This is a genomic window from Arthrobacter sp. CJL-S3 (genome assembly GCF_056711635.1).
Genome location: NZ_CM160046.1, coordinates 3,272,156 through 3,297,613, shown reverse-complemented (window position 1 = coordinate 3,297,613; position 25,458 = coordinate 3,272,156). Strand labels below are relative to the sequence as shown.

At 66.4% G+C, this 25,458-nt stretch carries 21 protein-coding genes, 1 tRNA gene and 1 pseudogene; 15 read left to right on the top strand and 8 right to left on the bottom strand.

Translation table 11 applies throughout. From position 1 onward, the window contains the following. The first annotated feature begins 10 nt into the window (after window positions 1-10). Window positions 11-1,533 (top strand): annotated as a pseudogene (locus AC06G6_RS15005) (DHA2 family efflux MFS transporter permease subunit). A 36-nt stretch (window positions 1,534-1,569) separates the two neighbouring features. On the opposite strand, the gene AC06G6_RS15000 reads toward AC06G6_RS15005, so the two are convergent. From AC06G6_RS15000 to AC06G6_RS14980, 5 genes are all read right to left on the bottom strand, one after another. After that, window positions 1,570-2,280, bottom strand: a complete 711-nt coding sequence (locus AC06G6_RS15000; protein ID WP_479823275.1) for a GNAT family N-acetyltransferase — start codon at window positions 2,278-2,280, stop codon at window positions 1,570-1,572. Window positions 2,281-2,332: 52 nt separating this feature from the next. Continuing rightward, window positions 2,333-3,358, bottom strand: a complete 1,026-nt coding sequence (locus AC06G6_RS14995) for a 6-phosphofructokinase (RefSeq protein ID WP_479823273.1) — start codon at window positions 3,356-3,358, stop codon at window positions 2,333-2,335. A gap of 157 nt (window positions 3,359-3,515) precedes the next feature. Next, window positions 3,516-3,770 carry a PspC domain-containing protein gene (locus AC06G6_RS14990; RefSeq protein WP_307465614.1) on the bottom strand — a complete coding sequence of 85 codons (255 nt, stop codon included), beginning with the start codon at window positions 3,768-3,770 and terminating at the stop codon, window positions 3,516-3,518. A gap of 3 nt (window positions 3,771-3,773) precedes the next feature. Then, window positions 3,774-4,079: a hypothetical protein gene (locus AC06G6_RS14985; protein ID WP_479823271.1), complete on the bottom strand. Its 306-nt coding sequence runs from the start codon at window positions 4,077-4,079 to the stop codon at window positions 3,774-3,776. A gap of 1 nt (window position 4,080) precedes the next feature. Next, the gene (locus tag AC06G6_RS14980) at window positions 4,081-5,820 is read right to left on the bottom strand and encodes a PspC domain-containing protein (protein ID WP_479823269.1); all 1,740 of its coding nucleotides are present in this window, start codon (window positions 5,818-5,820) and stop codon (window positions 4,081-4,083) included. Window positions 5,821-6,067: 247 nt separating this feature from the next. Here AC06G6_RS14980 and AC06G6_RS14975 point away from each other — a divergent pair, with 247 nt between their 5' ends. After that, on the top strand, window positions 6,068-7,384 hold the full coding sequence (locus AC06G6_RS14975) for an ATP-binding protein (RefSeq protein WP_479823267.1): 1,317 nt from the start codon (window positions 6,068-6,070) through the stop codon (window positions 7,382-7,384). Then, complete coding sequence (locus tag AC06G6_RS14970) at window positions 7,381-8,055, top strand: LuxR C-terminal-related transcriptional regulator (RefSeq protein ID WP_479823265.1); 675 nt, start codon at window positions 7,381-7,383, stop codon at window positions 8,053-8,055. The genes AC06G6_RS14975 and AC06G6_RS14970 overlap by 4 nt, the downstream gene beginning before the upstream one ends. 80 nt (window positions 8,056-8,135) lie before the next feature. Here AC06G6_RS14970 and AC06G6_RS14965 read toward each other — a convergent pair whose 3' ends face one another. Next, entirely contained in the window at window positions 8,136-9,353 is a 1,218-nt protein-coding gene (locus tag AC06G6_RS14965; protein ID WP_479823263.1) for a pyridoxal phosphate-dependent aminotransferase, read from the bottom strand. Window positions 9,354-9,662: 309 nt separating this feature from the next. On the opposite strand from AC06G6_RS14965, the gene AC06G6_RS14960 reads away from it, so the two are divergent. The 11 genes from AC06G6_RS14960 to AC06G6_RS14910 all read left to right on the top strand — a co-directional run bounded on the left by AC06G6_RS14960 (window position 9,663) and on the right by AC06G6_RS14910 (window position 19,647). Further along, a tRNA-Trp gene (locus AC06G6_RS14960) sits at window positions 9,663-9,735 on the top strand. 93 nt (window positions 9,736-9,828) lie between these two features. Continuing rightward, window positions 9,829-10,098, top strand: a complete 270-nt coding sequence (gene secE / locus AC06G6_RS14955) for a preprotein translocase subunit SecE (protein WP_479823261.1) — start codon at window positions 9,829-9,831, stop codon at window positions 10,096-10,098. Window positions 10,099-10,213: 115 nt separating this feature from the next. Further along, window positions 10,214-11,008 (top strand): transcription termination/antitermination protein NusG, encoded by a 795-nt coding sequence (gene nusG, locus AC06G6_RS14950; RefSeq protein ID WP_479823259.1) that lies wholly within the window; start codon window positions 10,214-10,216, stop codon window positions 11,006-11,008. 131 nt (window positions 11,009-11,139) lie between these two features. Continuing rightward, window positions 11,140-11,571 carry a 50S ribosomal protein L11 gene (gene rplK, locus AC06G6_RS14945; protein WP_024365990.1) on the top strand — a complete coding sequence of 144 codons (432 nt, stop codon included), beginning with the start codon at window positions 11,140-11,142 and terminating at the stop codon, window positions 11,569-11,571. A 139-nt stretch (window positions 11,572-11,710) separates the two neighbouring features. Next, the gene (rplA, locus tag AC06G6_RS14940) at window positions 11,711-12,418 is read left to right on the top strand and encodes a 50S ribosomal protein L1 (RefSeq protein WP_024365991.1); all 708 of its coding nucleotides are present in this window, start codon (window positions 11,711-11,713) and stop codon (window positions 12,416-12,418) included. Window positions 12,419-12,511: 93 nt separating this feature from the next. After that, window positions 12,512-13,621, top strand: a complete 1,110-nt coding sequence (locus AC06G6_RS14935) for a GNAT family N-acetyltransferase (protein ID WP_479823257.1) — start codon at window positions 12,512-12,514, stop codon at window positions 13,619-13,621. Between the two features lie 126 nt (window positions 13,622-13,747). Beyond that, window positions 13,748-14,857: a GNAT family N-acetyltransferase gene (locus tag AC06G6_RS14930; protein ID WP_479823255.1), complete on the top strand. Its 1,110-nt coding sequence runs from the start codon at window positions 13,748-13,750 to the stop codon at window positions 14,855-14,857. A gap of 309 nt (window positions 14,858-15,166) precedes the next feature. After that, entirely contained in the window at window positions 15,167-15,775 is a 609-nt protein-coding gene (gene rplJ / locus AC06G6_RS14925; RefSeq protein WP_307465590.1) for a 50S ribosomal protein L10, read from the top strand. A 73-nt stretch (window positions 15,776-15,848) separates the two neighbouring features. After that, the gene (rplL, locus tag AC06G6_RS14920) at window positions 15,849-16,223 is read left to right on the top strand and encodes a 50S ribosomal protein L7/L12 (RefSeq protein ID WP_301226786.1); all 375 of its coding nucleotides are present in this window, start codon (window positions 15,849-15,851) and stop codon (window positions 16,221-16,223) included. Window positions 16,224-16,777: 554 nt separating this feature from the next. Next, complete coding sequence (locus AC06G6_RS14915) at window positions 16,778-18,688, top strand: glycosyltransferase (protein ID WP_479823253.1); 1,911 nt, start codon at window positions 16,778-16,780, stop codon at window positions 18,686-18,688. Beyond that, complete coding sequence (locus tag AC06G6_RS14910) at window positions 18,640-19,647, top strand: glycosyltransferase family protein (protein WP_479823251.1); 1,008 nt, start codon at window positions 18,640-18,642, stop codon at window positions 19,645-19,647. The genes AC06G6_RS14915 and AC06G6_RS14910 overlap by 49 nt, the downstream gene beginning before the upstream one ends. 48 nt (window positions 19,648-19,695) lie before the next feature. Here AC06G6_RS14910 and AC06G6_RS14905 read toward each other — a convergent pair whose 3' ends face one another. Together AC06G6_RS14905 and AC06G6_RS14900 are read right to left on the bottom strand one after the other, a co-directional pair. After that, a complete protein-coding gene (locus tag AC06G6_RS14905; RefSeq protein ID WP_479823249.1) occupies window positions 19,696-20,232 on the bottom strand; it encodes an aminoacyl-tRNA deacylase in 537 nt (178 codons plus the stop codon). A gap of 20 nt (window positions 20,233-20,252) precedes the next feature. Beyond that, window positions 20,253-21,452: an acetyl-CoA C-acetyltransferase gene (locus AC06G6_RS14900; protein ID WP_479823247.1), complete on the bottom strand. Its 1,200-nt coding sequence runs from the start codon at window positions 21,450-21,452 to the stop codon at window positions 20,253-20,255. A gap of 411 nt (window positions 21,453-21,863) precedes the next feature. On the opposite strand from AC06G6_RS14900, the gene rpoB reads away from it, so the two are divergent. After that, entirely contained in the window at window positions 21,864-25,382 is a 3,519-nt protein-coding gene (gene rpoB, locus AC06G6_RS14895; protein WP_479823245.1) for a DNA-directed RNA polymerase subunit beta, read from the top strand. The last annotated feature ends 76 nt before the right edge of the window (window positions 25,383-25,458 follow it).

Here is a 25,458-nt window from a genome sequence, read left to right as displayed (position 1 = left end):
AAGGAATCCCGTGGAAAACGTCGCCAGGCCGTGGCCGGCACTCTGGTCCCTGGTGATCGGTTTCTTCATGATCCTGATCGACACCACCATCGTGTCGGTGGCCAACCCCCGCATCATGGAGGGCCTCAACACCGACATCAACTCGGTCATCTGGGTCACCAGCGCCTACCTCCTCGCCTACGCCGTGCCGCTGCTGATCACCGGCCGGCTCGGTGACCGCTTCGGCCCCAAGAAGCTCTACCTCTCCGGCCTGGTGGTCTTCACCGCCGCCTCGCTCTGGTGCGGGCTCTCCGGCGACGTCCAGGCGCTCATCATGGCCCGGGTGCTCCAGGGCTTCGGCGCGGCGATGATGACGCCTCAGACCATGGCGGTCATCACCCGGATCTTCCCGCCGGACCGGCGCGGCCCCGCGATGGGCATCTGGGGCGCGACGGCCGGCCTGGCCACCCTGCTGGGGCCGATCCTCGGCGGCGTCCTGGTGGACGGGCTCGGCTGGGAATGGATCTTCTTCATCAACGTCCCCGTGGGCATCGTCGGCTTCGTCCTCGCGCTGCGCTTCGTCCCGGCGCTGAGCACCCACCCGCACAAGTTCGACATCCCCGGCGTTGTGCTCAGCGCCGTCGGGCTGTTCCTGCTGGTGTTCGGAATCCAGGAAGGCGAGACCTACAACTGGGGCACCATCGCCGGACCCGTCACGGTGTGGGGGCTGATCATCGCCGGGATCGCCGTGCTGGTGGTGTTTGTGGTCTGGCAGAAGGTGAACAAGGGCGAGCCGCTGCTGCCGCTGTCCCTGTTCAAAGACCGCAACTTCTCCCTCGCCAACATCGGCATCACCACCGTGGGCTTCACCGTTACCGCGTTCACGCTGCCGCTGATCTTCTACTTCCAGGTGGTCCGGGGCCTGACCCCGACGCAGTCCGCGCTGATGATGGTGCCGATGGCCCTGATCTCGGGCGGGCTGGCCCCGGTGTTGGGCCGGATCATCGACCGGGTCAACCCGAAGTTCATCACCGCCGCCGGCCTGGTCCTGATGTCCGTGGCGCTGTTCTGGAACGCCTTCCTGATGCACCCGGACACGCCGATCTGGCTGTTCCTGCTGCCCAGCGCGGTGCTCGGCTTCGCCAACGCCGGCATCTGGGCGCCGCTGAGCACCACCGCGACCCGGAACCTCCCGCCCCGGCAGGCGGAGCCGGCGCCGGGGTCTACAACACCACCCGCCAGATCGGGGCCGTCCTCGGCAGCGCCGCGATCGCGGTGCTGATCCAGGCGCGGCTCGCGGCGGAACTCCCGGCAGCCCAGGGAGGGGCCGGGGAGGCGGGCCCGATGTCGTTTGGCGGGGCCCTTCCCGAGGCTTTGCAGGAGGGCTTCTCGACGGCGATGGGCCAGTCCATGCTGCTGCCCGCCGCGGTGATCCTGCTCGGCGCGGCGGTGGCGCTGTTCTTCGCCAAGCCCCAGCCGATGCAGGGCTGGGCCATGGCCCTCAAGCCTGCGGCGACGGCCGGCGCCCGGGATGCCGGGGCACCGTCCCGCTGACGCTGTCCCGGGCCCCGCGCGTCAGCGGCCTCCGGCTCAGCCCAGCAGGACGCTGGTCTGGATGCCGCCGGCGGTGAAGCCCAGGCTGCGGGCGATGGCCAGCGAGCCCTTGTTGCTGACGTCGGAGCGCCACTGCAGCGTCAGCCCGGAGGCGAGTGCCTCGTGCGCCGCGATGGAGGCGGCCAGGGAGCCCAGCCCCTGGCGGCGCCATTCCGGGGCCACCAGCACCCCCATCTGGGCCAGGATGCCCTCCCACTCGGTGTAGGCCCCGCACGCCACGGGGGTCCGGCGGCCGTCCTCCGCGTGCAGGATGGTGAAGCGGTGCTCCAGGCCCGAGAGGCCCACCTCGTTGACGTCATCCGGCGGGCAGGCGGCCTCCAGCTCGATCGCTTCCGGATGGCCGTGCGAGACCGTCAGCTCCTCCGCGGGCTGGCGCAGGGGCAGGTCGTCCGCGAAGAACAGCGCGGCGGCGCCGAGCCCGTGGCCGCCGTGGTCGCGGGTGATGGTCAGCAGGGTGACATGCTGCGCGAGTTCCTCGTCGGACAGCCCCACGGCGGCGTCCAGCGCCCATTGCGGGCCCACCAGGGCCGAGTTGCCGAACAGCCGGACGAACTGGACGGCGCGGGCCGTGTCATCGGCGCGGGTGATGCGGACCCCCGCGGCGGCCGCGAAGGCGCCGTCGTCGAGCCCCAGGCGGCGGGCCCACGCGAGCAGGATGATGTCGACCGAACCGGGCTCAAGTGTCATGACTCCACCCTACCCACGGGCGCGTCGGGCCCGGCGCGGCGGAACCAGAGGCTCAGCCGAAGAGGACCGCGGCCTCGTCGTAGCGGTGCTTCGGGACGGTCTTGAGGTTGCCGAGCGCGGCGTCGAAGCCCACGTGGACGATGTCGGTGCCGTTGAGGGACACCATCGTGCCCCAGCGTTGTTCCACGACGGAGTCAATGGCCGCCATGCCCAGGCGGGTCGCCAGCACCCGGTCGAATGCGGTGGGGACCCCGCCGCGCTGGATGTGGCCCAGGACGGTCGCCCGGGTTTCGATGCCGGTCATGGCTTCCAGTTCCGGGGCCAGCCGTTCGGAGATCCCGCCCAGCCGCGGTCGGCCGAAGGTGTCCAGCCCGCGTTCGGAGTGCGGTGACTCCTGGTCATCCGGGACGAACCCCTCCGCGACGACGACGAGCGGGGCGCGGCCGCGGTCGCGGGCCGAGGTGACCCATTCGGCGATCTGCTCCATCGAGGCTTTCTGCTCCGGGATCAGGATGGCGTGGGCGCCCGAGGCCATGCCGGCGTGCAGCGCGATCCAGCCCACGTGGCGGCCCATCACCTCGGCAATCATGCAGCGGTGGTGGGACTCTCCCGTGGTGCGCAGGCGGTCGATCGCCTCGGTGGCAATCTCGACGGCGGTGTCGAAGCCGAAGGTGTAGTCCGTGGCGTCGAGGTCGTTGTCGACGGTCTTGGGGACGCCGACGATCTTCAGGCCGGCGTCGGTGAGCCGCTTGGCCGCGGCCAGGGTCCCCTCGCCGCCGATGGCGATGAGGGCGTCGATGCCGAGCCGGTCCATGTTGGCCTTGATGACCTCGGGCCCGCCGTTGTTCTCGAACGGGTTGGTGCGGGAGGTGCCCAGGATGGTCCCGCCCTGCTTGGCGATGCCGCGGACCATGGTGCGGGGGATCTCGATGATGTCGCCCTCGACAACGCCGCGCCAGCCGTCCAGGAATCCCACGAATTCGTGGCCGTGGACGGCGATGCCCTTCAGGACGGCGCCGCGGATGACGGCGTTCAGTCCGGGGCAGTCTCCGCCGCTGGTGAGGATTCCAATTTTCATGTTTCGGCTCAAATCCTGGTTCGAAGGGTTACAGGCAGAGCGCCACGCTGAGCTCACCTAGAGTCTAATGGCGCATGTGGGGCAGGACACAAACCATGACAACGCCCAAGTGCCCCCGCCGGCGGCAGGGGCACTTGGGTCCTCGCGGAGCGGGGCCTCAGGGCCGGTTCGGGCGCTTCGCCAGGAACGACTCGAGGACGATGGCGTTCCGCTGGTCCGGCAGGAGCAGCCAGGCCACGAGATACAGCACGAAGGCCGGTCCGGGCAGCAGGGCGAAGAGCAGGAATGCGATCCGGACGAACGCGACGTCCACGTTCAGCTTGGCGGCGATCCCGCCGCAGACACCGCCCAACCAGCGCTGCGGACCACGTTTCAGGCCAAGGCCCCGGACGGTGCTAAAGAACTTTTCCATGGCTCAAGACTTCCCTGTCGGTGCTGCTTTGTCACGTTTGTCACGACCGCGGGCCGAGAGCAGCCCGCCGATCACGAGTGCCGCCCCGGCGCCGATCATCAGGCCGATCACCACATAGGTGCCGTTGAGCGCCACGATGCCGAGCTGGGCGACGATGATGAGGACGGCGAGGGCCACCACGATCAGCCCCCAGACGATGGTGCCGACACGGGCCGGGGAATCCTCCGGCGGCTCCGGGGGAGCGGACCGCGGGGGCGCGGCGGGGCCGCGGTGTTCCGTGCTGCCGGTCGGTGCGTCATAGCTGCTCATGTCAGTTCCCTTCCCTGATGGTGACGTTGCTGAAAGTGCCGTCGATCTCCACGATCAGCGTCTCTCCAGGCTTGTCGGTGTTGTAGTAGCTTCGCTGGTTGGTCATGCCCCCGTGGTTCTGGCTGCCCTCATTGAGGTTGCCCATGGTCATGTCGGCGCGGATCTGTACCGGGACGTCGTCCGGGATGACCACCGTGAGGTTGCTCGCCGTCGCGTCGATGGGGACCACGACGTCGGTCCGCAGCGGCGGGTTGATCGCGAGCCTCGTCAGGTCCACGGTCCCGGTGCCGGCCGTGATGTCGAAACCGGCCCGGGCCTGCTCGACGCTCACCGGTGACCAGTCGGCGTTCTGCGGGCGGAAGCGGTCGGCGTTGGGAAGCACGTTGAAGATGCCGCCGACAATCAGGGCGACCACGGCGAAGAATCCGAGGATGCCCGAGGTGCGGCCCCGCAGCCCGGCGACGAGGATGCCAAGCCCGAGGACCACCGCGGCGCTGGCCCAGACGACGGCGTTACTGGAGGTGCCGAGGTCGATCACGTTCGCGACGTCGAGGGCCTTGAGCCCGCCGCCCACCAGCAGGGCGAGTCCGGCGGTGACCGCGACGGCGGGGGCCCCGGGGCCGAAGTTCCGGTCCTTGGCCGGCGGGACGGGCCCGCCGCCGGGCACCGGCTGGTAGCCGCCCCCCGGGGGAGGCGTGGGACCGGCGGGCGGAGGCGTGCCCCAGGCCGGGCCTGGCACCGTCGTCTCGCCGTAGCGGGGCAGCGGGGCCGACGCGCCGTAGCCGGTCGCGGCGAAGGGGGCGGTCGGTGTTGAGGGTGTTGCCGAAGTTGACGACATTGACGACGGTGACGACATTGACGGGTTTGACCGGTCTGACGGGTCTGACGAGTAGGTCGGGGTGATCGGGTTCGGCGGATAGTCGGGGTTTGCCGGGCCGCCGGTCCGGGGGCTCGAGGACATGGACGTGACTCCGTTCCGGGATTTGTTGCGCTGTGTCAGGTAGTAGACGAGGTAGATGGCGCCGCCGACCCAGAAGACGGTCCAGATGAAGGCGCCGAAGCCATAGCGGTCCCAGCCCCAGACGCCGGTGCCCAGGCTGGGGAAGCCGATGATGGTGGTGATCAGGGCGCCGGTCATTCCGGACGACCAGCGGCCGGCGGCGGCCTCCTGGACGTGGATGCGGCCGTCGGGTTCGGGCAGGAGGGCCCAGGCGATGCCGTAGAGGAGGACGCCGACGCCGGCGAAGACTGCCAGGACAACCAGGATGCCGCGGACAATCAGCGGGTCGATGCCGAGGCGCTGAGCAATGCCGCTGGCGACGCCCCCGACCCAGCGCTCGCGGCCCCGGTAGACGCCCTGGCTGCGGATCCAGTCGAAGAAGTTCTGCGGCTGGCTGCCGGCCGGCGGGGGTGTCGCACCGTAGTAGGGCGGCGGAGGCGGTGGGGGCAGCGGGGGCGTCCCCGCGCCGCCGGCGCCCGCGGAAAAGTCCAAGGGGAGCGTGGCGGAGGTGTCCAGCGGAAGGGTGGCGGAGGTGTCGGCCGCGGGCCGCTGGTCCGCGGCGGAACCGCGGGGGGCCTCGGGGCGGGCGCCGGCCGGGAAGTCCAGGGGGAGGGTCGCGGAAGTATCCAGGGGAAGGGTGGCGGAGGTGTCCGCCGTCTGACCGGCCGGCCGTCCTGCGGACTCTCCGGTACTTTGCCCTTCGGTCGGCTCTGCATCAGGCCCTTCGGAGGGCCCTGCCATTGGCCCTGTATTTATCCCTTTATTGGTCCCGGTATTTTGCCCTGTATTTTGCCCTTCGGGCTGTCCGGCGTTGCCGCCCGAAGGGGCGGTGCCTTCATCGGGGTGCTCAGTGTGCGGATTCATACTTCGATCCTCCCGTCCGCCGCGGATCCGCTCTACTGGGGACCACCCTGAACTGTCCCTGAGTCGCCCCCGGTTACGGCTGAAAACGGGTCCGGGGAACCCTGATCCATGTTTGGATTGAGTCATGACAACCGCCGCTTCCCGCCCGCCGCTGGTCCGCGGCAGCGACCGGGTGATTGCCGGGGTCTGTGCCGGCCTCGCCCGGCATCTGGGCTGGCCGGTGCGTATGGTCCGCCTTGGCATGGCGGTGGCCGCGCTCGCCGGGGGCGCCGGGGTCGCCTTCTACGCCTGGCTCTGGATCATGGTTCCCACCGCGGACGAAAGCGCCAAACGCAATGCCCGCCAGCCGGCGTCGCCGATTGCCCCGGCGGTCGCGCCGGCAGCCGCACCGGCAGGAGCGGTTCCTGCCGATTCCTGGTGGAGCAGTGTCACCGGCATGCGCTACGGCAAGGAGATCCTGCTCGGGGCGGGCCTGCTGCTGGCCGCCGGCATCCTGATCGCCCGCATGCTCGGTGTGGATGTTCCACTCGGGACGCTCATCCCGGTAGCTGCCATCCTGGGCGGCGCGGCCATCGCCTGGATGCAGCTGGACGAGACCCGCCGTGCCGGCCTCGTGGACAAGACCAAGGCGGACCAGGCCGGCGGCTGGGCCCGCCTTGCGGCCGGGCTGGCCCTCGTCGTGAGCGGAGTCCTGGTCATGGTGTCCGGCTCCGGGTCCTGGGAACAGACCTGGCTTGCCCTGCTGTCCTCGGTGGCAGTGCTCGGCGGCGTGGCCCTGGTCCTCCTGCCCTGGGGGCTGAAATTCTGGCGCGACCTGGAGACGGAACGGGCCGGCCGGGTCCGCGCGACCGAACGGGCCGAGATCGCCGCCCACCTGCACGACTCCGTGCTGCAGACGCTGGCCCTGATCCAGCGCCGCGCCGGCAACGAGACCGACGTCGTCCGCCTGGCCCGGGCCCAGGAGCGCGAGCTGCGGGGCTGGCTGTACCGGGACCCGGGCAAGGAAGCCGGTCAGCTCTCCGAGGGCATCAAGACCGCGGCGGCGGAAGTGGAAGACTCCCTGGGCCACGCCGTCGAGGTCGTCACGGTGGGCGACTGCGCCATGACCGAACGCCATGAGGCACTGGTCCAGGCCGCCCGTGAGGCCATGCTGAACGCGGCCCGGCACGGCGGCGGCGCCGTGTCGGTGTACCTGGAGGTCACCGACGGCGCGGCGGAGGTCTTCGTGAAGGACCGCGGTCCCGGCTTTGACCCGGATGCCGTCCCCGCCGACCGTCTGGGGGTCCGCGAGTCGGTTGTCGGCCGGATGAACCGCCACGGCGGCACCGCCACCATCAACAGCACCCCGGACGGCACCGAGGTGCGGCTCAGGCTGCCCCTCTCAGCGGGAGCACCCGCCGGGGCTGCCCCCACGAACAGCAACGGAGAGGCAAGACTGTGAGCAGCACCGAAGCGGGGAGCCCGGCCCAGGGGATCCGGGTGGTGATCGTGGACGACCACGCCATCTTCCGGTCCGGCCTGAAGGCGGACCTCGACCCGGACATCGTTGTGGCGGGCGAGGCCGGCACGGTGGAGGACGCCGTCGCCGTGATCGCCGCCGTGCGCCCCGACGTCGTGCTCCTGGATGTGCACCTGCCGGGCGGGCTCGGCGGCGGCGGACGCGAAGTGCTGGCCGGCTCCGCGCCACTGCTGGGCGGCACCCGGTTCCTGGCCCTCAGCGTCTCGGACGCGGCCGAGGACGTCGTTTCCGTGATCCGGGCCGGCGCCCGCGGCTACGTCACCAAGACCATTTCCGGGGCGGAAATCTCCGACGCCGTCCGCCGCGTCGCCGGCGGGGACGCCGTCTTCTCGCCCCGGCTGGCGGGTTTTGTGCTGGACGCCTTCGGGACCGCCCCGGCGGACATTGCCGACGACGAGCTGGACCGGCTCTCCGCCCGCGAGCTCGAGGTGATGCGGCTGATCGCGCGCGGCTACAGCTACAAGGAGGTCGCGAAGGAGCTGTTCATCTCGATCAAGACCGTGGAGACCCACGTCTCGGCGGTGCTGCGCAAACTCCAGCTCTCCAGCCGGCACGAACTCACCCGCTGGGCCGCCGAACGCCGCCTCCTCTAACCAAGGATGCGCTATCAGGTAGGGTCCTTATCCCACTGGAATAAGGACCCTACCTGATAGCGCATCGGGGGTTTGGGTTGCTACTTCGCCTTGCCCAGGAAGTCCTGCAGCCGGGCGACGCCGGTGGCGAGGTCCTCGTCGCCCAGGGCGTAGGAGAGGCGCAGGTAGCCGGAGGGGCCGAAAGCCTCGCCCGGAACCACGGCCACCTCGACCTCGTCCAGGATCAGCGTGGCCAGCTCCGCCGACGTCGACGGCCGGACCGGACCGTTCGCGGACGGGAACTCCTTGCCGAGCAGGGCGCGGACGTCCGCGTAGACGTAGAAGGCGCCCTTCGGCGTCGGGCATTCGACGCCCTCGATGGCATTCAGTCCGGCCACGATGGCTTTGCGGCGGCGGTCGAAGGCGAGTTTCATCTCCTCGACGGCGGTCAGCGGACCCGACACTGCGGCGACGGCGGCGATCTGCATGATGTTCGAGACGTTGGACGTGGCGTGCGACTGCAGGTTGGTGGCGGCCTTGATGACGTCGGCCGGTCCGATCATCCAGCCCACGCGCCAGCCGGTCATGGCATAGGTCTTTGCAACCCCGTTAAGGATGACCACCTTGTCGCCCAGCTCCGGGACGGCCGTGGCAATCGACGTGAAGGGCACGCCGTCGTAGGTCAGGTGCTCATAGATCTCATCCGTGACCACCCAAAGTCCCTTGGCGGCGGCCCACTGCCCGATTTCCCTGACCTGCTCCGGTGAGTACACGGCGCCGGTGGGGTTGGAAGGGGAGACGAAGAGCAGGATCTTGGTGCGGTCCGTGAGGGCGGCCTCCAGCTGCTCCACCGTGACCAGGTATCCCTGCTCCGGTCCGGCGAAGACCTCGACCGGCACGCCTCCCGCGAGCCGGATGGCTTCCGGGTAGGTGGTCCAGAACGGCGTGGGGACAATGACCTCGTCGCCCGGATCGAGCAGCGTGGCGAAGGTGTTGTACACGGCCTGCTTGCCGCCGTTGGTGACCAGCACCTGGGCGGCCTCGCACTTGTAGCCGGAATCCCGGAGGGTCTTGGCCGCGATGGCCTGCTTCAGTTCCGGCAGCCCGCCCGCCGGTGAATAGCGGTGGTACTTGGGCTGGCTGGCGGCTTCGATGGCTGCCTGCACGATGTATTCGGGGGTCGGGAAGTCCGGCTCGCCGGCGCCGAAGCCGATGACCGGCCGGCCGGCCGCCTTCAGCGCCTTCGCCTTGGCATCAACTGCCAACGTGGCGGATTCGGCTATGGCGGAAATACGCTGTGAAACGCGGGCGGCAGTCATCGCGGGTCCATTCTTCGCTAGCAGCTTCGGTGGCTGTTGGTGGGATTCGACGGAACCTACTCTATGCTGTTCACCGGATCGTCCGCGGTGCCGGCGTGGAAATGTGACTGCATGTTGGTCAGATGGTTTTTGCAGCCGGTTTACCGCCTCGGTTTCCCCTGTTTTCTCGGTAAGGCGGGACGGTCCGGCGGGGCCGGTTCGACGTAGGCGCAGTTGTTGCGTAGACTGGTTCTCCGGTGTTGAAAACACGATGATGGTCTGCGCCTCAGGAAAGTCTGGGGAAAAGGCCGGAACTGGTTTTCGCTCCATAGGGTAGTGGCGCAATTGGTAGCGCAGCGGTCTCCAAAACCGCAGGTTGCAGGTTCGAGTCCTGTCTGCCCTGCGCAAGCTGTTCCGGTTTCTCCGGAGCAAGCGCAGCAACCATGGTTCAGTTCAGAGCCGGGTATCCGACATTGCGAGGATGAGTGAGGACTAGGTGACCGAAACGGCTGCAAGCAGCTCCAGTGGCCGCCCCGCCAAGAATGCCCCCAAGGCAGGCTTCTTCGCTCGAATCGCACTCTTCGTCCGCCAGGTCATTGGCGAACTGAAGAAGGTCGTTGCACCGACCCGCAAGGAACTGATCAACTACACCCTCGTGGTGCTGGTGTTCGTGGTCATCATGATGCTCATCGTCACCCTGCTGGATCTGGCCTTCGGGACCGGAGTGGGCTGGGTCTTCGGCGGCACGGGCCCCACGGACAGCTAAGGCGACCGGTCCGCAGACTGCGTGGATTACCACCGGGATTCCGGGGGTTCCGCGGGGTGTGCGGAATTGAGTCATTTAAATAGGCATGTTAGGCAATGAGGAAGCAGGAGACCAAGTGTCTGAGCAGGAGCTCGAGGTAACTGAGACTGAGCTGGATAAGAGCCAGGACGCCGCGGTGGAAGCCGGGGAAGAGTCCGAGGCTGTGTCTGCTGCGCCCGAATCCGACGTCGCTGACGAGGCCGGCGAAGAAGCAGCCGAAGGCGACGACGAGTCGGCTGACGCGCTGGCCGCCGCTGCAGCAGCCGCCGAGGTCGATCCGGCCGACGAATTCAAGGCCAAGCTGCGCCGCCAGGAGGGTGACTGGTATGTCATCCACTCTTACGCCGGCTACGAGAACCGCGTCAAGGCCAACCTTGAAACCCGCATCCAGACCCTGGACATGGAAGATTACATCTTCGAAATCCAGGTTCCGATGGAGGAAGTCGTTGAGATCAAGAATGCTCAGCGCAAGGTCATCAACCGCGTCCGCATCCCCGGTTACGTCCTGGTCCGCATGGACCTGACGGATGCCTCCTGGGGCGCCGTCCGCCACACCCCCGGCGTCACCGGCTTCGTGGGCAACGCCCACAACCCGGTCCCGCTGCGCCTCGACGAGGTCTTCTCCATGCTCGCCCCGGTCTTCGAAGAAGAGCAGGCCGAGAAGGGCAAGCCGGTCAAGCACGCCGCCGCGCAGATCGACGTCGACTTCGAGGTTGGCGAGTCCGTCATCGTCAAGGAAGGTCCCTTCGAGACCCTTCCGGCCACGATCTCGGAAATCAAGGTGGATTCCCAGACCCTCGTGGTGCTGGTCTCCATCTTCGAACGCGAGACCCCGGTCACGCTGGCGTTCAACCAGGTCAGCAAGATCTAGTAACCCCCCACAGAATTCGCCCCGGACTGCCCGCTTTAGCAGCCTGGGGCGGCCGGCCGCCTCGCCATGGCGGCCAACAACCTGAGGCACGCTCCTGTGTCCCAGGACGTAATTGAGAGAAGGACCCTACATTGGCTCCCAAGAAGAAGGTCACCGGCCTCATCAAGCTGCAGATCCAGGCAGGTGCCGCTAACCCGGCCCCGCCCATCGGTCCTGCGCTTGGCCAGCACGGTGTCAACATCATGGAATTCTGCAAGGCGTACAACGCTGCGACGGAAGCCCAGCGCGGCAACGTTATTCCGGTTGAAATCACGGTCTACGAGGACCGTTCATTCACGTTCATCACCAAGACCCCGCCGGCTGCAGAGCTCATCAAAAAGGCTGCAGGCGTCGCCAAGGGTTCGCCGACCCCGCACACCGTCAAGGTTGCCAAGCTGACCCAGGCCCAGGTAAACGAGATCGCCACCACCAAGATGGAAGACCTCAACGCCACCAGCCTGGAAGGCGCCGCGAAGATCATCGCCGGCACCGCCCGTTCCATGGGTATCACCGTCGAGGGCTAATAGCCTTCCCCGCCGGGCAACCGGCACCACCTAAACATTGAGATGTTGGAAAGCCGGTACGGGCAAACCGTACGGAGTTCCAACTGTGGCAGGGCCCGCGCGGTCCGCAGACCACAACTGCACAAGGAGAATAAGCAGCATGGCAAAGCGCAGCAAAGCATATGAGGCAGCCGCAGCCAAGATCGACGCGGAGAAGTTCTACGCGCCGTTCGAGGCAGTGACGCTCGCCAAGGACACCAACCCGTCCAAGTTCGACGCCACCGTTGAGGTTGCATTCCGCCTGGGTGTCGACCCGCGTAAGGCTGACCAGATGGTCCGCGGCACCGTTATCCTGCCGCACGGCACCGGTAAGACCGCCCGCGTCCTCGTTTTCGCAACGGGCGACAAGGCTGAGGCAGCAATCGCAGCCGGCGCCGACTTCGTTGGTTCCGATGACCTGATCGAAAAGATCGCAGCCGGCTGGACCGACTTCGACGCCGCCGTCGCCACCCCTGACCTCATGGGCAAGGTTGGCCGTCTCGGCAAGGTCCTGGGCCCGCGTAACCTGATGCCGAACCCGAAGACCGGCACCGTGACCGCTGACGTCGCCAAGGCCGTCAACGACATCAAGGGCGGCAAGATCGACTTCCGCGTCGACAAGCACTCGAACCTGCACTTCATCATCGGCAAGGTTTCCTTCGACGCCCTCAAGCTGGCCGAGAACTACGCAGCCGCTCTGGAAGAGGTCCTGCGCCTCAAGCCGTCCGCTTCCAAGGGCCGCTACATCCAGAAGGCCACCGTCGCCACCACCTTTGGCCCGGGCATCTCGGTTGACCCCAACGTCACCAAGGTCCTGACCGAGGTCTAAGCTTCACCGGATTCACAGCAGCAACAGAGAAGGCCGTCCCGCATCCGCGGGGCGGCCTTCTCTGCGTTCCGGGGCACCGGCTACGCTGTCCCGGTGACTGCCGCGCCGTACCGCATAGAACGCCTCCTGATTCCGGACGCCCTCGATTCCACCGACGCCGGAGAATTCCTCGAATTCAGCACGCTCAGCGACGCCCTGGTGCTGGAGACCTGGGGGAACCTGGACCGCGCCACCCGGCAGGAGGCCAGGCTCCGCTACTGGCGGGACGACGCCTACAAACGCATGCAGCTCTTCTTCGTCCGCGCCGGCGGCCGGATGGTCGCGCGGTCGTGGATCCGCTACGGGCTGCAGGACAACCTGGGCAGCGCCCTCCTCCATGTGGACGTCCTGAACGGCTTCACCCGCCGGGGGATCGGACGGGCCCTCCTGGCCCATGCAGAGGCCCTGGCGGTTGCGGACGGCCGCACCGTCCTGATGACTTTCACGGAGCACCCCGCCGACTTCGACGCCGACGGCCCGGATGTCCTCCGGCCCGCCACCGGGACCGGGACGCTGCCGGCGGCCGCGCGCCCCGTCCGGTTCGCGCAGCGGGCGGGCTACCGGCTGGAACAGGTGGAGCGCTTCAGCTCCCTCGCCATGCCGCCGGCTCCGGCACTGCTGGACGCCCTCGAGCGGGAGGCGCTGGCCAGTGCGGAACCGTATGAGCTGGTCACCTGGACGGACCGTTGCCCGGAGGGGTACGTGGAGCAGCTCGCCGTGCTGATGTCCCGGATGAGCACGGACGCGCCGACGGGCGGGCTCAGCTACGACGAAGAGACCTGGGACGCCGCCCGCGTCCGGCACGTTGAGGACACCTGGAAGCAGGCCGGAAACGTCTCGCTGGTCACCGCCGCACGGCACCGCGGCAGGAACGAACTCGCGGCGTACACCGTGCTCGAACTGGCGCCCGGCAAACCGTGGCTGGCGGACCAGGACGACACCCTGGTCGCGGCCGGCCACCGCGGGCACCGGCTGGGCATGCTCGTCAAGATCCGCAACCTCCGCCGCCTGCTCGCCGGGTACCCGGCGGTGGAACGAATCATCACGTTCAACGCCGCGGAGAACGACCACATGCTCGCCATCAACGTGGCGCTCGGATTCCGCCCCGCCGGCTACGACGGCGAATGGCAGCGGACCGTCGACGCGCCGGGCCGCGGGTCCTAGCCGGTCCGGCGCACGTCGGACGATGGAACGCCGGCGCAAACCGGCATATGCTGACCGTGGAAGCCCTGTTTACTGCAGGAAATCCGGTACCCGTAGATGGCAGAACAGCTGGGGATGATGCCCGTTATGGCAAACGACGTACGGATTGAACAGCTGTGGATCCCCGATTCGCTGGACGGGCCGGACGCCGCCGACTTCATAGCCGCCGTCGAAGTGGGCCGCAAGGTGCGCATGCAGACCTGGGGCAGTGACGATCTCGCCTACGCGCCACTGGAGAAACTGCTGGAGATGGCGGACCCCTATGAGCGCCAGGTGATTCTGGTGGCCAGGATCGGCGGGGACATCGTCGGAACCGTGGACATTGCGCTGCCGCTCTCCGAGAACCTCGACCTGGCCGAGTTCGCCCTCGACATCCTGCCGGAGTTCCAGGGCCGGGGCGTGGGCCGGCAGCTGCTCGAGGCCGCGGAGCACTTCGCCCGCGACGAGGGCCGCCACACCATCCTGATCGACACCAACCATCCGAGCTCCTCGCTGGGGGACAGCGAAGCCGGCCAGCTGGTCCCCGGCACCGGCCTCGGCTTCGTGCCGGTGAACAGCAGGGAAGTGGAGTTCGCCCGCCACAGCGGCTACACCCTCCAGCACATCGAACAGTTCAGTGCCTGTGCGCTGCCGCTGGACAGCGCGCTCGTGGAGGAGCTGCAGACCGAGGCCGAGGAAGCCAATGCCGGCCGCTACCGCCTGCACCATTGGACGGACCGGTGCCCGGAGCAGTGGCTCGAGGCGGTCGCTGCGCTGGAAAACAGCGCGGGCGAAGACGGCGTGCCCGGCGTCGACGATACGGACATGGTGTTCGACGGCGGCATCCTCCGTGAGGCGGAAGAGGTCGCCATCGCGCAGGGCCGCCGGACGGTGGTCACCGCCGTCGAACACATCGACAGCGGCGACCTCGTCGGCCTGACGACCATCAGCGTCCTCGCGCTGCGCCCCGACGTCGTGTTCCAGGACGACACGGTGGTGCTGCGGGAGCACCGCGGCAACAAGCTGGGCCTGCTGATCAAAGTCGCGAACATGGAGCGGCTCTCCGAGCAGTTCCCGGATGCCCGGGTGCTCTACACCTGGAACGCGCCCGAAAACCGGTACCTGCTCAAGGTCAACCAGCAGCTGGGGTTCGCCACCGCCGGTGTGACGGGGATCTGGCAAAAGGAGCTCCCCAACTTCGGCCCCAGCAACAGCTGAACGGCGCCCGGGCGCCCGATTTGGAGCACACGCCCCGGTTCGCGTAAGCTGGGGGGACCAAAGACCGTCGGTTGTTGGAAATCCACTCTCCCAAGCAAGACTCACTTCTGCAGTCGCGCCGGGAGGGCCAGTGGATCTCCAGACGAAGGACCCTGAACATAGGGCGGCCGGCGCAGGTGAACGAAGCAAAGCTCCGCAGTCATGGACTGCGTCGAGACAAGCCCCGTGCATCTGCGCGGGGCGTTTTTAGTTTTTAGCTCTTTTGAGCGGGGACCGGGAAACACCGGCACTATCCCCGGAAGGAGGGTTATGGCAACGCCTAGCAAGGTTTCAGCAGTAGCTGAGATCACTAACGATTTCAAGGAATCGAACGCCGCTGTCCTGACCGAATACCGCGGGCTCACCGTTGCACAGCTCAAGCAGCTGCGTGTCTCTCTCGGCCAGGACACCAAGTTCTCGGTCGTCAAGAACACCCTGACCGCTATTGCAGCCAAGGAAGCTGGTGTCGAAGCATTCGACGGCCAGCTCGCCGGCCCCACTGCAATCGCGTTCATCAAGGGTGACGCAGTTGCCGCTGCCAAGAGCCTGACGGATTTTGCCAAGACCAACAAGCAGCTGGTTATCAAGACCGGTTACTTCGAGGGCAAGGCACTGAACGCCAGCGAAGTTGCTGCCCTGGCAGCACTCGAGTCCCGCGAGCTGCAGCTCGCCAAGGTTGCAGGCATCCTCAAGGCTCCTGCTGCCGCCGCTGTACGCATCATCGACGCGCTGCGCCTCAAGCTTGAAGAAGAGAACGGCGCACCGGCTGAAGCCGAGGCGCCCGCCGCTGACGAAGCTCCGGCCGACGCAGCAGCTGAAGCTCCGGCTGATGCTGCCGCTGAAGCTCCGGCCGACGCCGCAGCCCCCGAAGAGAACTAACTCTCTAAACCAGACTCCGGTGCGAAGGCACGGCTCCGGCCGCCGAGCACCACTATAGGAAGGACGCCACACCATGGCGAAGCTCACCAACGAAGAGCTCATTGAAGCTTTCAAGGAACTGACCATCATCGAGCTCTCTGAGTTCGTAAAGCTCTTCGAAGAGACCTTCGAAGTTACGGCTGCTGCTGTTGCAGTTGCTGGCCCCGCTGCCGGTGGCCCTGCCGAAGAAGAAGAGCAGACCGCATTCGACGTCATCCTGGAGCACCCGGGCGACAAGAAGATTGCCGTCATCAAGGAAGTTCGCGCGATCACTTCCCTGGGCCTCAAGGAAGCAAAGGACGTTGTTGACAGCGCTCCGAAGGCCATCCTCGAAGGTGTCACCAAGGAAGCTGCCGAGAAGGCTGTTGCACAGCTCGAAGAAGCCGGCGCTCGCGTTACCCTCAAGTAACTCGCCGCTTCAGGAACTGTCCGGGAACCACGCGTTCCCGTTCCGCTCCGGGAAACCCCGTCCACTCCGGTGGGCGGGGTTTCCTGCGTTAACCGCAGCACCCCCACCGCCTGGTGTGGGCCTGAACAGCGACCCGCACACGACGCGTCCCGTGCTGTCACAGCCGGGTTAAAACAGCCTGCGCGTTGAACCCGGCGCCTGCTCAGGAAGCCCCCTCCCGCCGACGGACCGGAAAATCGATGATTTAGTGCCCACTGAGTAACCTCCCGCCCGAAAGACGGGTAGTCGGTACTCGGGCCCTCACTCGGCTGTGCGACATAGCGTCGAGCGATGGACAACGGACTGGAATCCAAGGGGCACCAACGTCGGCGCCCGCGCCCGACGGATGACGAGATCCAGGATCTCCTTGCCCGCATCACGGCGGATCCAAGGGTGGGCAAGGTCGCGGTGATACAACCGTTCCCGGGCCAAGGTGAGTCTCTGGGACGCCTGGGAAGAACCTGGCGCCGTCTGCTCAGCAGTATCGCTACGAGCCCACATTTGAGGAAAATCACGTGAGCGCTCTGGACACCGCTTGCGTCGTCGTCCACCACCGGAGCAGGGCCACTCTCAAGGCAACAATTGACCGCCTGATCTCCGAGGGGCTGGAACCGGGAAAGCTACTTATCGTCGATAACAGCGAGGACCCGGACCACGCCGATTCGCTCCGGGGGACGCTGCCACCCGGGGTGAACATCATCTTTACCCCGAACTCCGGGTACGGCGCGGCCGTCAACGAAGGTGTGGCCTGGCACAAGAAGCACACTCCTCCGACCTCCAGCCTCCTGGTATCTACGCACGAAGCCCTTCCCGAGCTGGGTGCGCTGCAGATCCTGGCGACAGCGCTGGAGCGGCATGAAAAGGCAGCACTTGTTGGCCCGGCGTTGGTGACGGGGGAGAACTCGGAAGTTATCTGGTCGCTGGGCGGTTATCTTTCCCCGGCGCTGGGATTGCCCAGGCATTTCGGCCACAAGGAGCCGAGGCAAAAGTTGGCCACCGCTGTACCCGGCCCCATTGAATGGCTTGACGGCGCATTCCTGCTTTTCCGGCGATCGGTCCTCGAAGCCCACCCCATCGACGAGGATTTCTTCCTCTACATGGAAGAGGTCGATCACCAGCAGTCGATCCGGCGAGAAGGGTGGGAAGTGCGGCTCGAGCCGGCAGCCGTGGTGTGGCAGAGTTCGGGGGGCGCGCCGGTCTTCTACCAGACGCGGAACATCCAGCTTTTCCAGGCAAAAAACGGATCCAGGCTGCAACATCTCCTGTCAGCTCCTTACCTGGTCTCCACGGCGGTCATCAAAGACGCCCTCAGGGGTAGGGGAACCTCGAACTGGAAGCCACTGCTGGCCGGATGGAAGGCGGGGCGGCAGCTCGGGAAACGCGGGCGGGAAACACCCGTGACAGTGCTGGTCAACCCGCTGGGCGGTGCGCTGGCCCACTACACGGAAGCGTTGGCGAGGACGCTCGAAGCCTCGGGCGCAGACGTGCGGATTTACACCATCAATGAGCCTTCGGTCTCGGGCGGGAGCCGGTGGCGCTGGCTTTCGGACTACCTGCGGCTGCTGGCAAGAAGCCGAGAAACCGGGCGGCTGGGACACCATCGGACTCTGGTGGCGTGGCCGGTGCTGGGGTTCTTTGACCTGGTGCTTGTTCGCCTGCTCTGCGGGGGCCGTGCATCCGTTGTCTATCACGACCCCGAGCCGCTCGTCCGGTCTGCCGGAAGTGATCCGCTCAGTGCCCGGCTGGTCTTCCGGCTGCGAAATCTTCCCCACGTCGTGGTCCACAGCACTGGAGCCGCTAAGGCCATGGACAGCCTCGGCTGCACATCAACTATGCACGTGCTGGCCCACCCGATGCTTCCTCCTGTTGCTCCGGAGGTTGCTCCGGATGCAGAGGCCGGTATGCGTGCCGCTGCGCGCCGTCCGGTGGTCCGCGTTCTTGGCCAGTTCAAACGGGACCGGGATCTTGGTGCGCTGGAGGTCCTGGCCAGGGAACTCAAGACTGAAGTCGATTTAGAGGTCGTGGGACGGGGCTGGCCGGATTTGCCCGGGTGGAAGGTGGATTCACGTTTCGTTTCCGAGCTGGAACTCGATGAACTCGTGAAAAGCAGCGATGCCATTGTCATCCCGTACCTGCGCTTCTATCAGAGCGGCATCGCCATCCGGGCACTTGAGTCGAACACACCCGTGGTTGGCCGGGCTGCGACCAGCCTGGCGGACCTGTACGGACAGGAGTCGAGGCTGTTGCTGCGTGAGGATCCGCAGACAGGGCTGGTTGACGACCGCGCCTGGGCTGACGCCGTCAGGTATGCGGTGACGGACGGCCGCGACGAGACCATCCGGGCAGCACTCGCCTACCATTCCGTGGCAGTTGCGGAATGGACGGCCTGGAACGGGGCCTCCGCATCAGTGAACGAAAGGTCATGACATTGGCTTCCTACACTCTCCTGGCAATGGGCCCGGCCTCACCGCGCGCGGATTCCGAATGGCTCAGCCATCCACAGATCAAGGCCACCTGCCAGCACCATCGCGCAGCGGTCACGGGGAAGCGGCTCGGTTCAAGAGTTCTGGGGATAGGACTGGATTCACTGATACTGGCCCTGCGAACACTTAACCCGGCTGTGCGGGGGCCTTATCTGGCCACAAACCCGTGGATTGGCGCTGCCCTGCGGGTAACCGGCCGAAACGACTTTGTGGTGACGGGCATCTACGCGGAACCGTCCAGCCGGAGCTGGAAAGTCATGCGCCGGCTCATCGGCGACGCTCCGGTGATCACCATGTCCCAATCTGAAACGGGACCCTGGAACGCCGACGGCGGACGGGCCCAGGCGGTGTTGTACGGGAATTCCTTGTGCTACCCGCCGAAGAAGGCATCGCAGGACCTTCACATATTCATTGGCGGCTCCTCGGATCGCGATCCCCTTCTCATCCGGGCCCTTGAGGACGAGGTGTTGGCAAGCAGCACCCCGGTCCAGTTGACCCTGGCCACGGGTGGTCCGGCCGGAGAAACCCGCTGCGGTGAGAACGTGATCAGGCGCCCGGGGTATTTGAGCCAACAGGAATTCGGCGAGCTGCTGAGCACGGCCTCCGTGGTCTTTCTTCCGCTGGCCTCCGGAACCAGGGCGGCGGGACACATGGTCCTGGTGGGTGCACTCGAGAGCGGAATTGCCGTGGGTGTCACTCCCAACGAGGGCATGCGGGAGTACGTTATTGGCCCCGCCGTGGCCCTCTGTGACCCGGAACAGCCTCTGCTTCCCCAGCTTCGGGAATTGGCTGAAGCCTCCCATGCAAAGCAGGATGAAATACGCGCCATCTGGGCGAACGACCTTAGCCTAAAAAGCTATATCGCCCGGGTGGGGGAGTTGCTCGAACCTCCCGGTAGATAAGGGGTTCCGCCGTGGCGGGCTGCCGGGTCGAGCATGCCCGTGCCGGCGTCAGTTCGGCTCGGAGATGTCCGCGACGACGGCAGCGAGGGCCGCGGTGAGGGCGTCGGCGTCGACGAAGGCGCTGAAGCCGTGTTCCCCGGCACCCATGGAAATCCTGCGCCCGGTGATGGTCCGGTCCGCGTACACCGGCCATGCCACGGTGCTTCCAAGCGGGGTGATGGTGCCGCGCTCATAGCCCGTCGCGGCCAGGGCCACGTCGGCCGCCGGAAGGGACAGCTTGTTCACCCCGATCAGCGCGCGCAGTTTGGGCCAGGAAATCTGCCGGTCGCCCGGAATCAGGGCGAACAGGAAACTGCCGTCCTTGTGTTTGACCACGAGGGACTTCACGATATCCCCGGGCTCGATCCCCAGGATCTTGGCTGCCTCCTCCAGGCTGTTCGCGGCGAGGCGCTCCACGAGCTGGACGCTGAGGCCGCGGGCGGCGGCGTCAGCCAGGAACCGCTCCCGGCCGGCGGCGGCAGCGGTGGTGCCGCCGCCGGTGCCGCCATCGGCCGGGCCGTGCCCGGGCACCAGGGGGTCGGGCATCACAGGGTCCGGCACGGCGCTCAGTCGCGGTAAAGCAGAAGCGCTTCGCCCTGCCCGCCGCCGCCGCAGAGGGACACCGCGGCCTTGCCGGTGCCGCGCCGCTTCAGCTCGTGCGCGGCGTGCAGGGCCAGCCGGGCGCCGGAGGCGCCGATCGGGTGGCCCACGGCGATCGCGCCGCCGTGGATGTTGCACTTCTCCAGCGGGTAGTCGAGGTCCTTGAGGGACTGGACGGCGACGGAGCCGAAGGCCTCGTTGATCTCGATGAAGTCCAGGTCCGCGGCGGACCAGCCGGCCTTGGCCAGCGCGTTCTTGATCGCGTTGGAGGGCTGGGAGTGCAGCGAGTTGTCCGGACCGGCCACCTGCCCGGGTTTTCCGACGACGGCGAGGTAGTCCAGGCCGTTATCCTCGGCGAACTTCCGCGAGGACAGCACGAGGGCGGAGGCGCCGTCGGACAGGGGGGAGGAGTTGCCGGCGGTGATGGTGCCGTCCGTGACGAACGCCGCCCGCAGCCCCGCCAGCGACGTCACCGTCGTGTCCGGCCGGATGCCCTCGTCCGCGGCCAGGATGACCGGGTCCCCCTTGCGCTGCTTCACGCTGATCGGGGCGATTTCGCCGTCGAACACGCCGTCCTTGGCGGCACGGGCGGCGCGCTGGTGGGACGCGGCCGCCACCTCGTCCTGGGAGGTCCGGTCGATGCCCAGCGTGAGGTTCTTGGTCTCGGTGGACAGGCCCATGGACTGCCCGTCGAAGGCGTCGGTCAGGCCGTCGTGCGCCGCGACGTCGAGCGCCTGGATGGAACCGTAGGTCCAGCCCTGCCGGGAGCCGGGGAGGAGGTGCGGCGCCCGGGTCATGGACTCCTGGCCGCCGGCGACGACGACGGTGGCGTCGCCGCTGCGGATCATCCGGGCCGCATCGATCACCGCGGTCAGCCCGGACAGGCAGACCTTGTTGATCGTCACGGTCGGAACGTTCCAGCCGATGCCGGCGCCGATGGCGCTCTGGCGGGCGGGGTTCTGGCCCGCCCCGGCCTGCAGCACCTGGCCCATGATCACCGAATCCACCTGCTCGGCCTTCACTCCGCTGGAGGCCAGGGCCGCGCGGATGGCGTGTGCGCCGAGTTCCACGGCGGTGAAGCTGGCGAGCTGCCCGTTGAGGCGCCCCTGGGGCGTGCGGGCGGCGGCGAGGATGACAACATCATTGTTGTCTGCAGAGTTGCTCATGGTTTTCTCTTCCGATCTTGAACGATGTACAGCAAGGTTATCGTGACCCCGGTCACCGGGCCATCCGGCTCCCTCGCCGCGGGCGAAGCGGGGCCGCGCTCCGCGGGCGTGATACCCGATCCCGGCGCCGGGGCCGGTGCTTGCAATCCCGGACGAAGTGGGGTAGACAAGTAGGTTGCTTTGCCGTATCGTAGATATTTGCGTCTTCCCTGTTTACCTTCAGCCTTCATATAGCGGTGGGCTTAGCCTGGCAGCTGGGCCATCAATGTGCCGTCAACAACGGCACCAGCATGGTCAGCGCGGGTCCCGGGTCATATAGCGGAACCGGATTGGTAGCACTGCGGAGTCACTCCGCAGGGTGCATAACGGGGGAGATCTGAAAACGCCTGAAGGTCTGTGGAAGGATCCCTCTTGGTCGCCTCGAGCACCTCTAATGTAAACAACGCTGCAACCGCTATCAATGCCGACAGCACCGACGGTGCAACCCGCCGGCTCTCATTCGCAAAGATTCACGAACCCCTTGACGTTCCGAATCTGCTTGCCCTGCAAACGGACAGCTTTGACTGGCTGGTCGGAAACGAACGCTGGCAGGCACGCGTAGCCAAGGCCGTAGAAGAAGGCGACCTCAGCGTCGCCACCTCCTCGGGTCTGTCCGACATCTTCGAAGAGATCTCCCCGATCGAGGATTTCCAGGGCACCATGTCCCTGAGCTTCTCGGAGCCGGAGTTCGCTGATCCGAAATACACGATGGCTGAGTGCAAGGACCGGGACGCAACGTACTCGGCTCCGCTGTACGTCAAGGCCGAATTCATGAACAACAACACGGGCGAAATCAAGCAGCAGACCGTGTTCATGGGTGACTTCCCGCTGATGACCGAGAAGGGCACCTTCGTCGTCAACGGCACCGAGCGTGTCGTTGTCTCGCAGCTGGTCCGCTCCCCGGGCGCCTACTTTGAGCGCACCGCCGACAAGACCAGCGACAAGGACATCTTCACCGCGAAGATCATCCCGTCCCGCGGCGCCTGGTTCGAACTCGAAATCGACAAGCGCGACCAGGTCGGCGTTCGCCTCGACCGCAAGCGCAAGCAGTCCGTCACGGTGCTGCTGAAGGCCCTCGGCTGGACCGAAGGCCAGATCCTCGAAGAGTTCGGCCAGTACGACTCCATGCGCGCAACGCTGGAGAAGGACGCCACCGAAACCCGGGAAGACGCCTTGCTGGACATCTACCGGAAGCTGCGACCGGGCGAGCCGCCCACGGTTGAGGCTGCCCAGTCCCTGCTGGACAACCTGTACTTCAACTCCAAGCGCTACGATCTGGCCAAGGTTGGCCGTTACAAGATCAACCGCAAGCTCGGCATCGACCGCTCCCTTGGTGACAAGGAAGCGTCTGTCCTGCACGTTGAAGACATCGTCGCCATGATCAAGTTCCTCGTTGCCCTGCACGCCGGTGAGAAGACCCTCACGGGCAAGCGCGACGGCCAGGACCACGAGCTGCGCGTTGAGATCGATGACATCGACCACTTCGGCAACCGCCGCATCCGCGCCGTCGGCGAGCTCATCGAGAACCAGGTCCGCACCGGCCTGTCCCGTATGGAGCGCGTTGTCCGCGAGCGTATGACGACCCAGGACGTCGAGGCCATCACGCCGCAGACGCTGATCAACATCCGCCCCGTTGTGGCAGCGATCAAGGAGTTCTTCGGAACCTCCCAGCTGTCCCAGTTCATGGACCAGAACAACCCGCTCTCGGGTCTGACCCACAAGCGCCGCCTGTCCGCGCTTGGCCCGGGTGGTCTGTCCCGTGACCGTGCAGGCATGGAAGTCCGAGACGTTCACCCGTCGCACTACGGACGTATGTGCCCCATTGAAACCCCTGAAGGCCCGAACATTGGCCTGATCGGTTCGCTGGCTTCCTACGGACGCATCAACCCGTTCGGTTTCATCGAGACCCCGTACCGCCTGGTGGCCGAAGGTGTTGTCTCCGATGAGGTCCAGTACCTCACGGCCGACGACGAGGCAGAGGTCCTGATTGCACAGGCCAACGCTCCGCTCGATTCGAACAAGAAGTTCGCCGAAGAGACCGTCCTGGTCCGCGCCCGTGGTGGTGGAGGCGAGCCCGTGCTGGTCCCCGCCGGCGAGGTCGAGTTCATGGACGTTTCCCCGCGCCAGATGGTGTCTGTGGCCACCGCCCTGATCCCGTTCCTCGAGCATGACGATGCTAACCGCGCACTCATGGGTGCCAACATGCAGCGCCAGGCCGTGCCGCTGGTCCGTTCCGAGGCGCCGTTCGTCGGTACCGGCATGGAACGCGCCGCAGCAGTCGACGCCGGTGACGTCACCATCGCGAAGAAGGCCGGTGTGGTCACCGAGGTTTCCGCCGAGCTCGTCATCATGCTCAACGATGACGGCACGGAAACCAACTACCGCATCAACAAGTTCGCCCGCTCCAACCAGGGCAACTGCTACAACAACCGCGTTCTGGTGAGTGAAGGCCAGCGCCTGGAGGTCGGCGGCATCATCGCTGACGGCCCGGCAACGGACCAGGGCGAACTGGCCCTCGGAAAGAACCTGCTCGTGGCATTCATGTCATGGGAAGGCCACAACTTCGAGGATGCCATCATCCTGTCCCAGCGGATCGTGGCCGAGGACGTACTGTCCTCGATCCACATCGAGGAGCACGAGATCGATGCCCGCGACACCAAGCTTGGTGCCGAGGAAATCACCCGTGACATCCCGAACGTGTCCGAGGAGGTCCTGGCAGGCCTGGACGAGCGTGGCATCATCCACATCGGCGCCGAGGTCGAAGCCGGCGACATCCTGGTCGGAAAGGTCACGCCCAAGGGCGAGACCGAGCTGACCCCGGAAGAGCGCCTGCTGCGCGCCATCTTCGGTGAGAAGTCCCGCGAAGTGCGCGACACCTCGCTGAAGGTTCCGCACGGCGAGTCCGGCACCGTTATCGGTGTCCGCGTCTTCGACCGCGACAACGACGACGAGCTGCCCCCGGGCGTCAACCAGCTGGTCCGCGTCTACGTCGCTGCCAAGCGCAAGATCACCGACGGCGACAAGCTCGCCGGCCGTCACGGCAACAAGGGTGTTATCTCCAAGATCCTTCCGATCGAGGACATGCCCTTCCTTGCCGACGGTACCCCCGTTGATATTGTCCTGAACCCGCTGGGTGTTCCGGGCCGTATGAACGTCGGCCAGGTGCTGGAAACGCACCTCGGCTGGGTTGCCAAGACCGGCTGGAAGATCGAGGGCGAGCCCGAGTGGGTCAAGCAGCTGCCGAACCTGCCGCGCGAGAGTGGCTCGACCACTGTTGCAACGCCGGTCTTCGACGGTGCGCGTGAAGAGGAAATCACTGGTCTCCTCGACTCCACCAACGTCACCCGTGACGGTGTCCGCCTGATCAACTCCTCAGGCAAGACCCGGCTGTTCGACGGCCGCTCCGGCGAGCCGTTCCCGGATCCGATCTCGGTCGGCTACATGTACATCCTGAAGCTCCACCACCTGGTGGACGACAAGATCCACGCGCGCTCCACCGGCCCGTACTCCATGATCACGCAGCAGCCGCTGGGTGGTAAGGCACAGTTCGGTGGCCAGCGCTTCGGTGAAATGGAAGTGTGGGCGCTCGAAGCTTACGGCGCCGCCTACACGCTCCAGGAGCTCCTTACGATCAAGTCGGATGACATCCATGGTCGTGTGAAGGTCTACGAAGCCATCGTCAAGGGCGAGAACATCCCCGAGCCGGGCGTTCCTGAGTCCTTCAAGGTCTTGATCAAGGAAATGCAGTCGCTGTGCCTGAACGTGGAAGTTCTTTCCACGGACGGAACCACAATTGAAATGCGTGACTCTGATGACGCAGTCTTCACGGCTGCGGAAGAACTGGGCATCGATCTGTCTCGTGCAGAGCCCAGTTCCGTAGAAGAGGTTTAGCAGAGGCCGTACGACGGCGGGTTCCCACCCGCCGTCGTACGCCCCTCCCTCTTCCCGTAACCCAAGACTTCAGAAT

What these genes read in the sequence shown, in the direction of transcription:
- rplA (WP_024365991.1), top strand. Translation starts at nt 11,711, where the DNA reads ATGGCAAAGCGCAGCAAAGCATATGAGGCAGCCGCAGCCAAGATCGAC.
- AC06G6_RS15000 (WP_479823275.1), bottom strand. Translation starts at nt 2,280, where the DNA reads ATGACACTTGAGCCCGGTTCGGTCGACATCATCCTGCTCGCGTGGGCC.
- AC06G6_RS14985 (WP_479823271.1), bottom strand. Translation starts at nt 4,079, where the DNA reads ATGAGCAGCTATGACGCACCGACCGGCAGCACGGAACACCGCGGCCCC.
- AC06G6_RS14930 (WP_479823255.1), top strand. Translation starts at nt 13,748, where the DNA reads ATGGCAAACGACGTACGGATTGAACAGCTGTGGATCCCCGATTCGCTG.
- AC06G6_RS14975 (WP_479823267.1), top strand. Translation starts at nt 6,068, where the DNA reads ATGACAACCGCCGCTTCCCGCCCGCCGCTGGTCCGCGGCAGCGACCGG.
- AC06G6_RS14900 (WP_479823247.1), bottom strand. Translation starts at nt 21,452, where the DNA reads ATGAGCAACTCTGCAGACAACAATGATGTTGTCATCCTCGCCGCCGCC.
- AC06G6_RS14905 (WP_479823249.1), bottom strand. Translation starts at nt 20,232, where the DNA reads ATGCCCGACCCCCTGGTGCCCGGGCACGGCCCGGCCGATGGCGGCACC.
- AC06G6_RS14990 (WP_307465614.1), bottom strand. Translation starts at nt 3,770, where the DNA reads ATGGAAAAGTTCTTTAGCACCGTCCGGGGCCTTGGCCTGAAACGTGGT.
- AC06G6_RS14965 (WP_479823263.1), bottom strand. Translation starts at nt 9,353, where the DNA reads ATGACTGCCGCCCGCGTTTCACAGCGTATTTCCGCCATAGCCGAATCC.
- rplJ (WP_307465590.1), top strand. Translation starts at nt 15,167, where the DNA reads ATGGCAACGCCTAGCAAGGTTTCAGCAGTAGCTGAGATCACTAACGAT.
- AC06G6_RS14980 (WP_479823269.1), bottom strand. Translation starts at nt 5,820, where the DNA reads ATGGCAGGGCCCTCCGAAGGGCCTGATGCAGAGCCGACCGAAGGGCAA.
- AC06G6_RS14910 (WP_479823251.1), top strand. Translation starts at nt 18,640, where the DNA reads ATGGACGGCCTGGAACGGGGCCTCCGCATCAGTGAACGAAAGGTCATG.
- rplL (WP_301226786.1), top strand. Translation starts at nt 15,849, where the DNA reads ATGGCGAAGCTCACCAACGAAGAGCTCATTGAAGCTTTCAAGGAACTG.
- AC06G6_RS14995 (WP_479823273.1), bottom strand. Translation starts at nt 3,358, where the DNA reads ATGAAAATTGGAATCCTCACCAGCGGCGGAGACTGCCCCGGACTGAAC.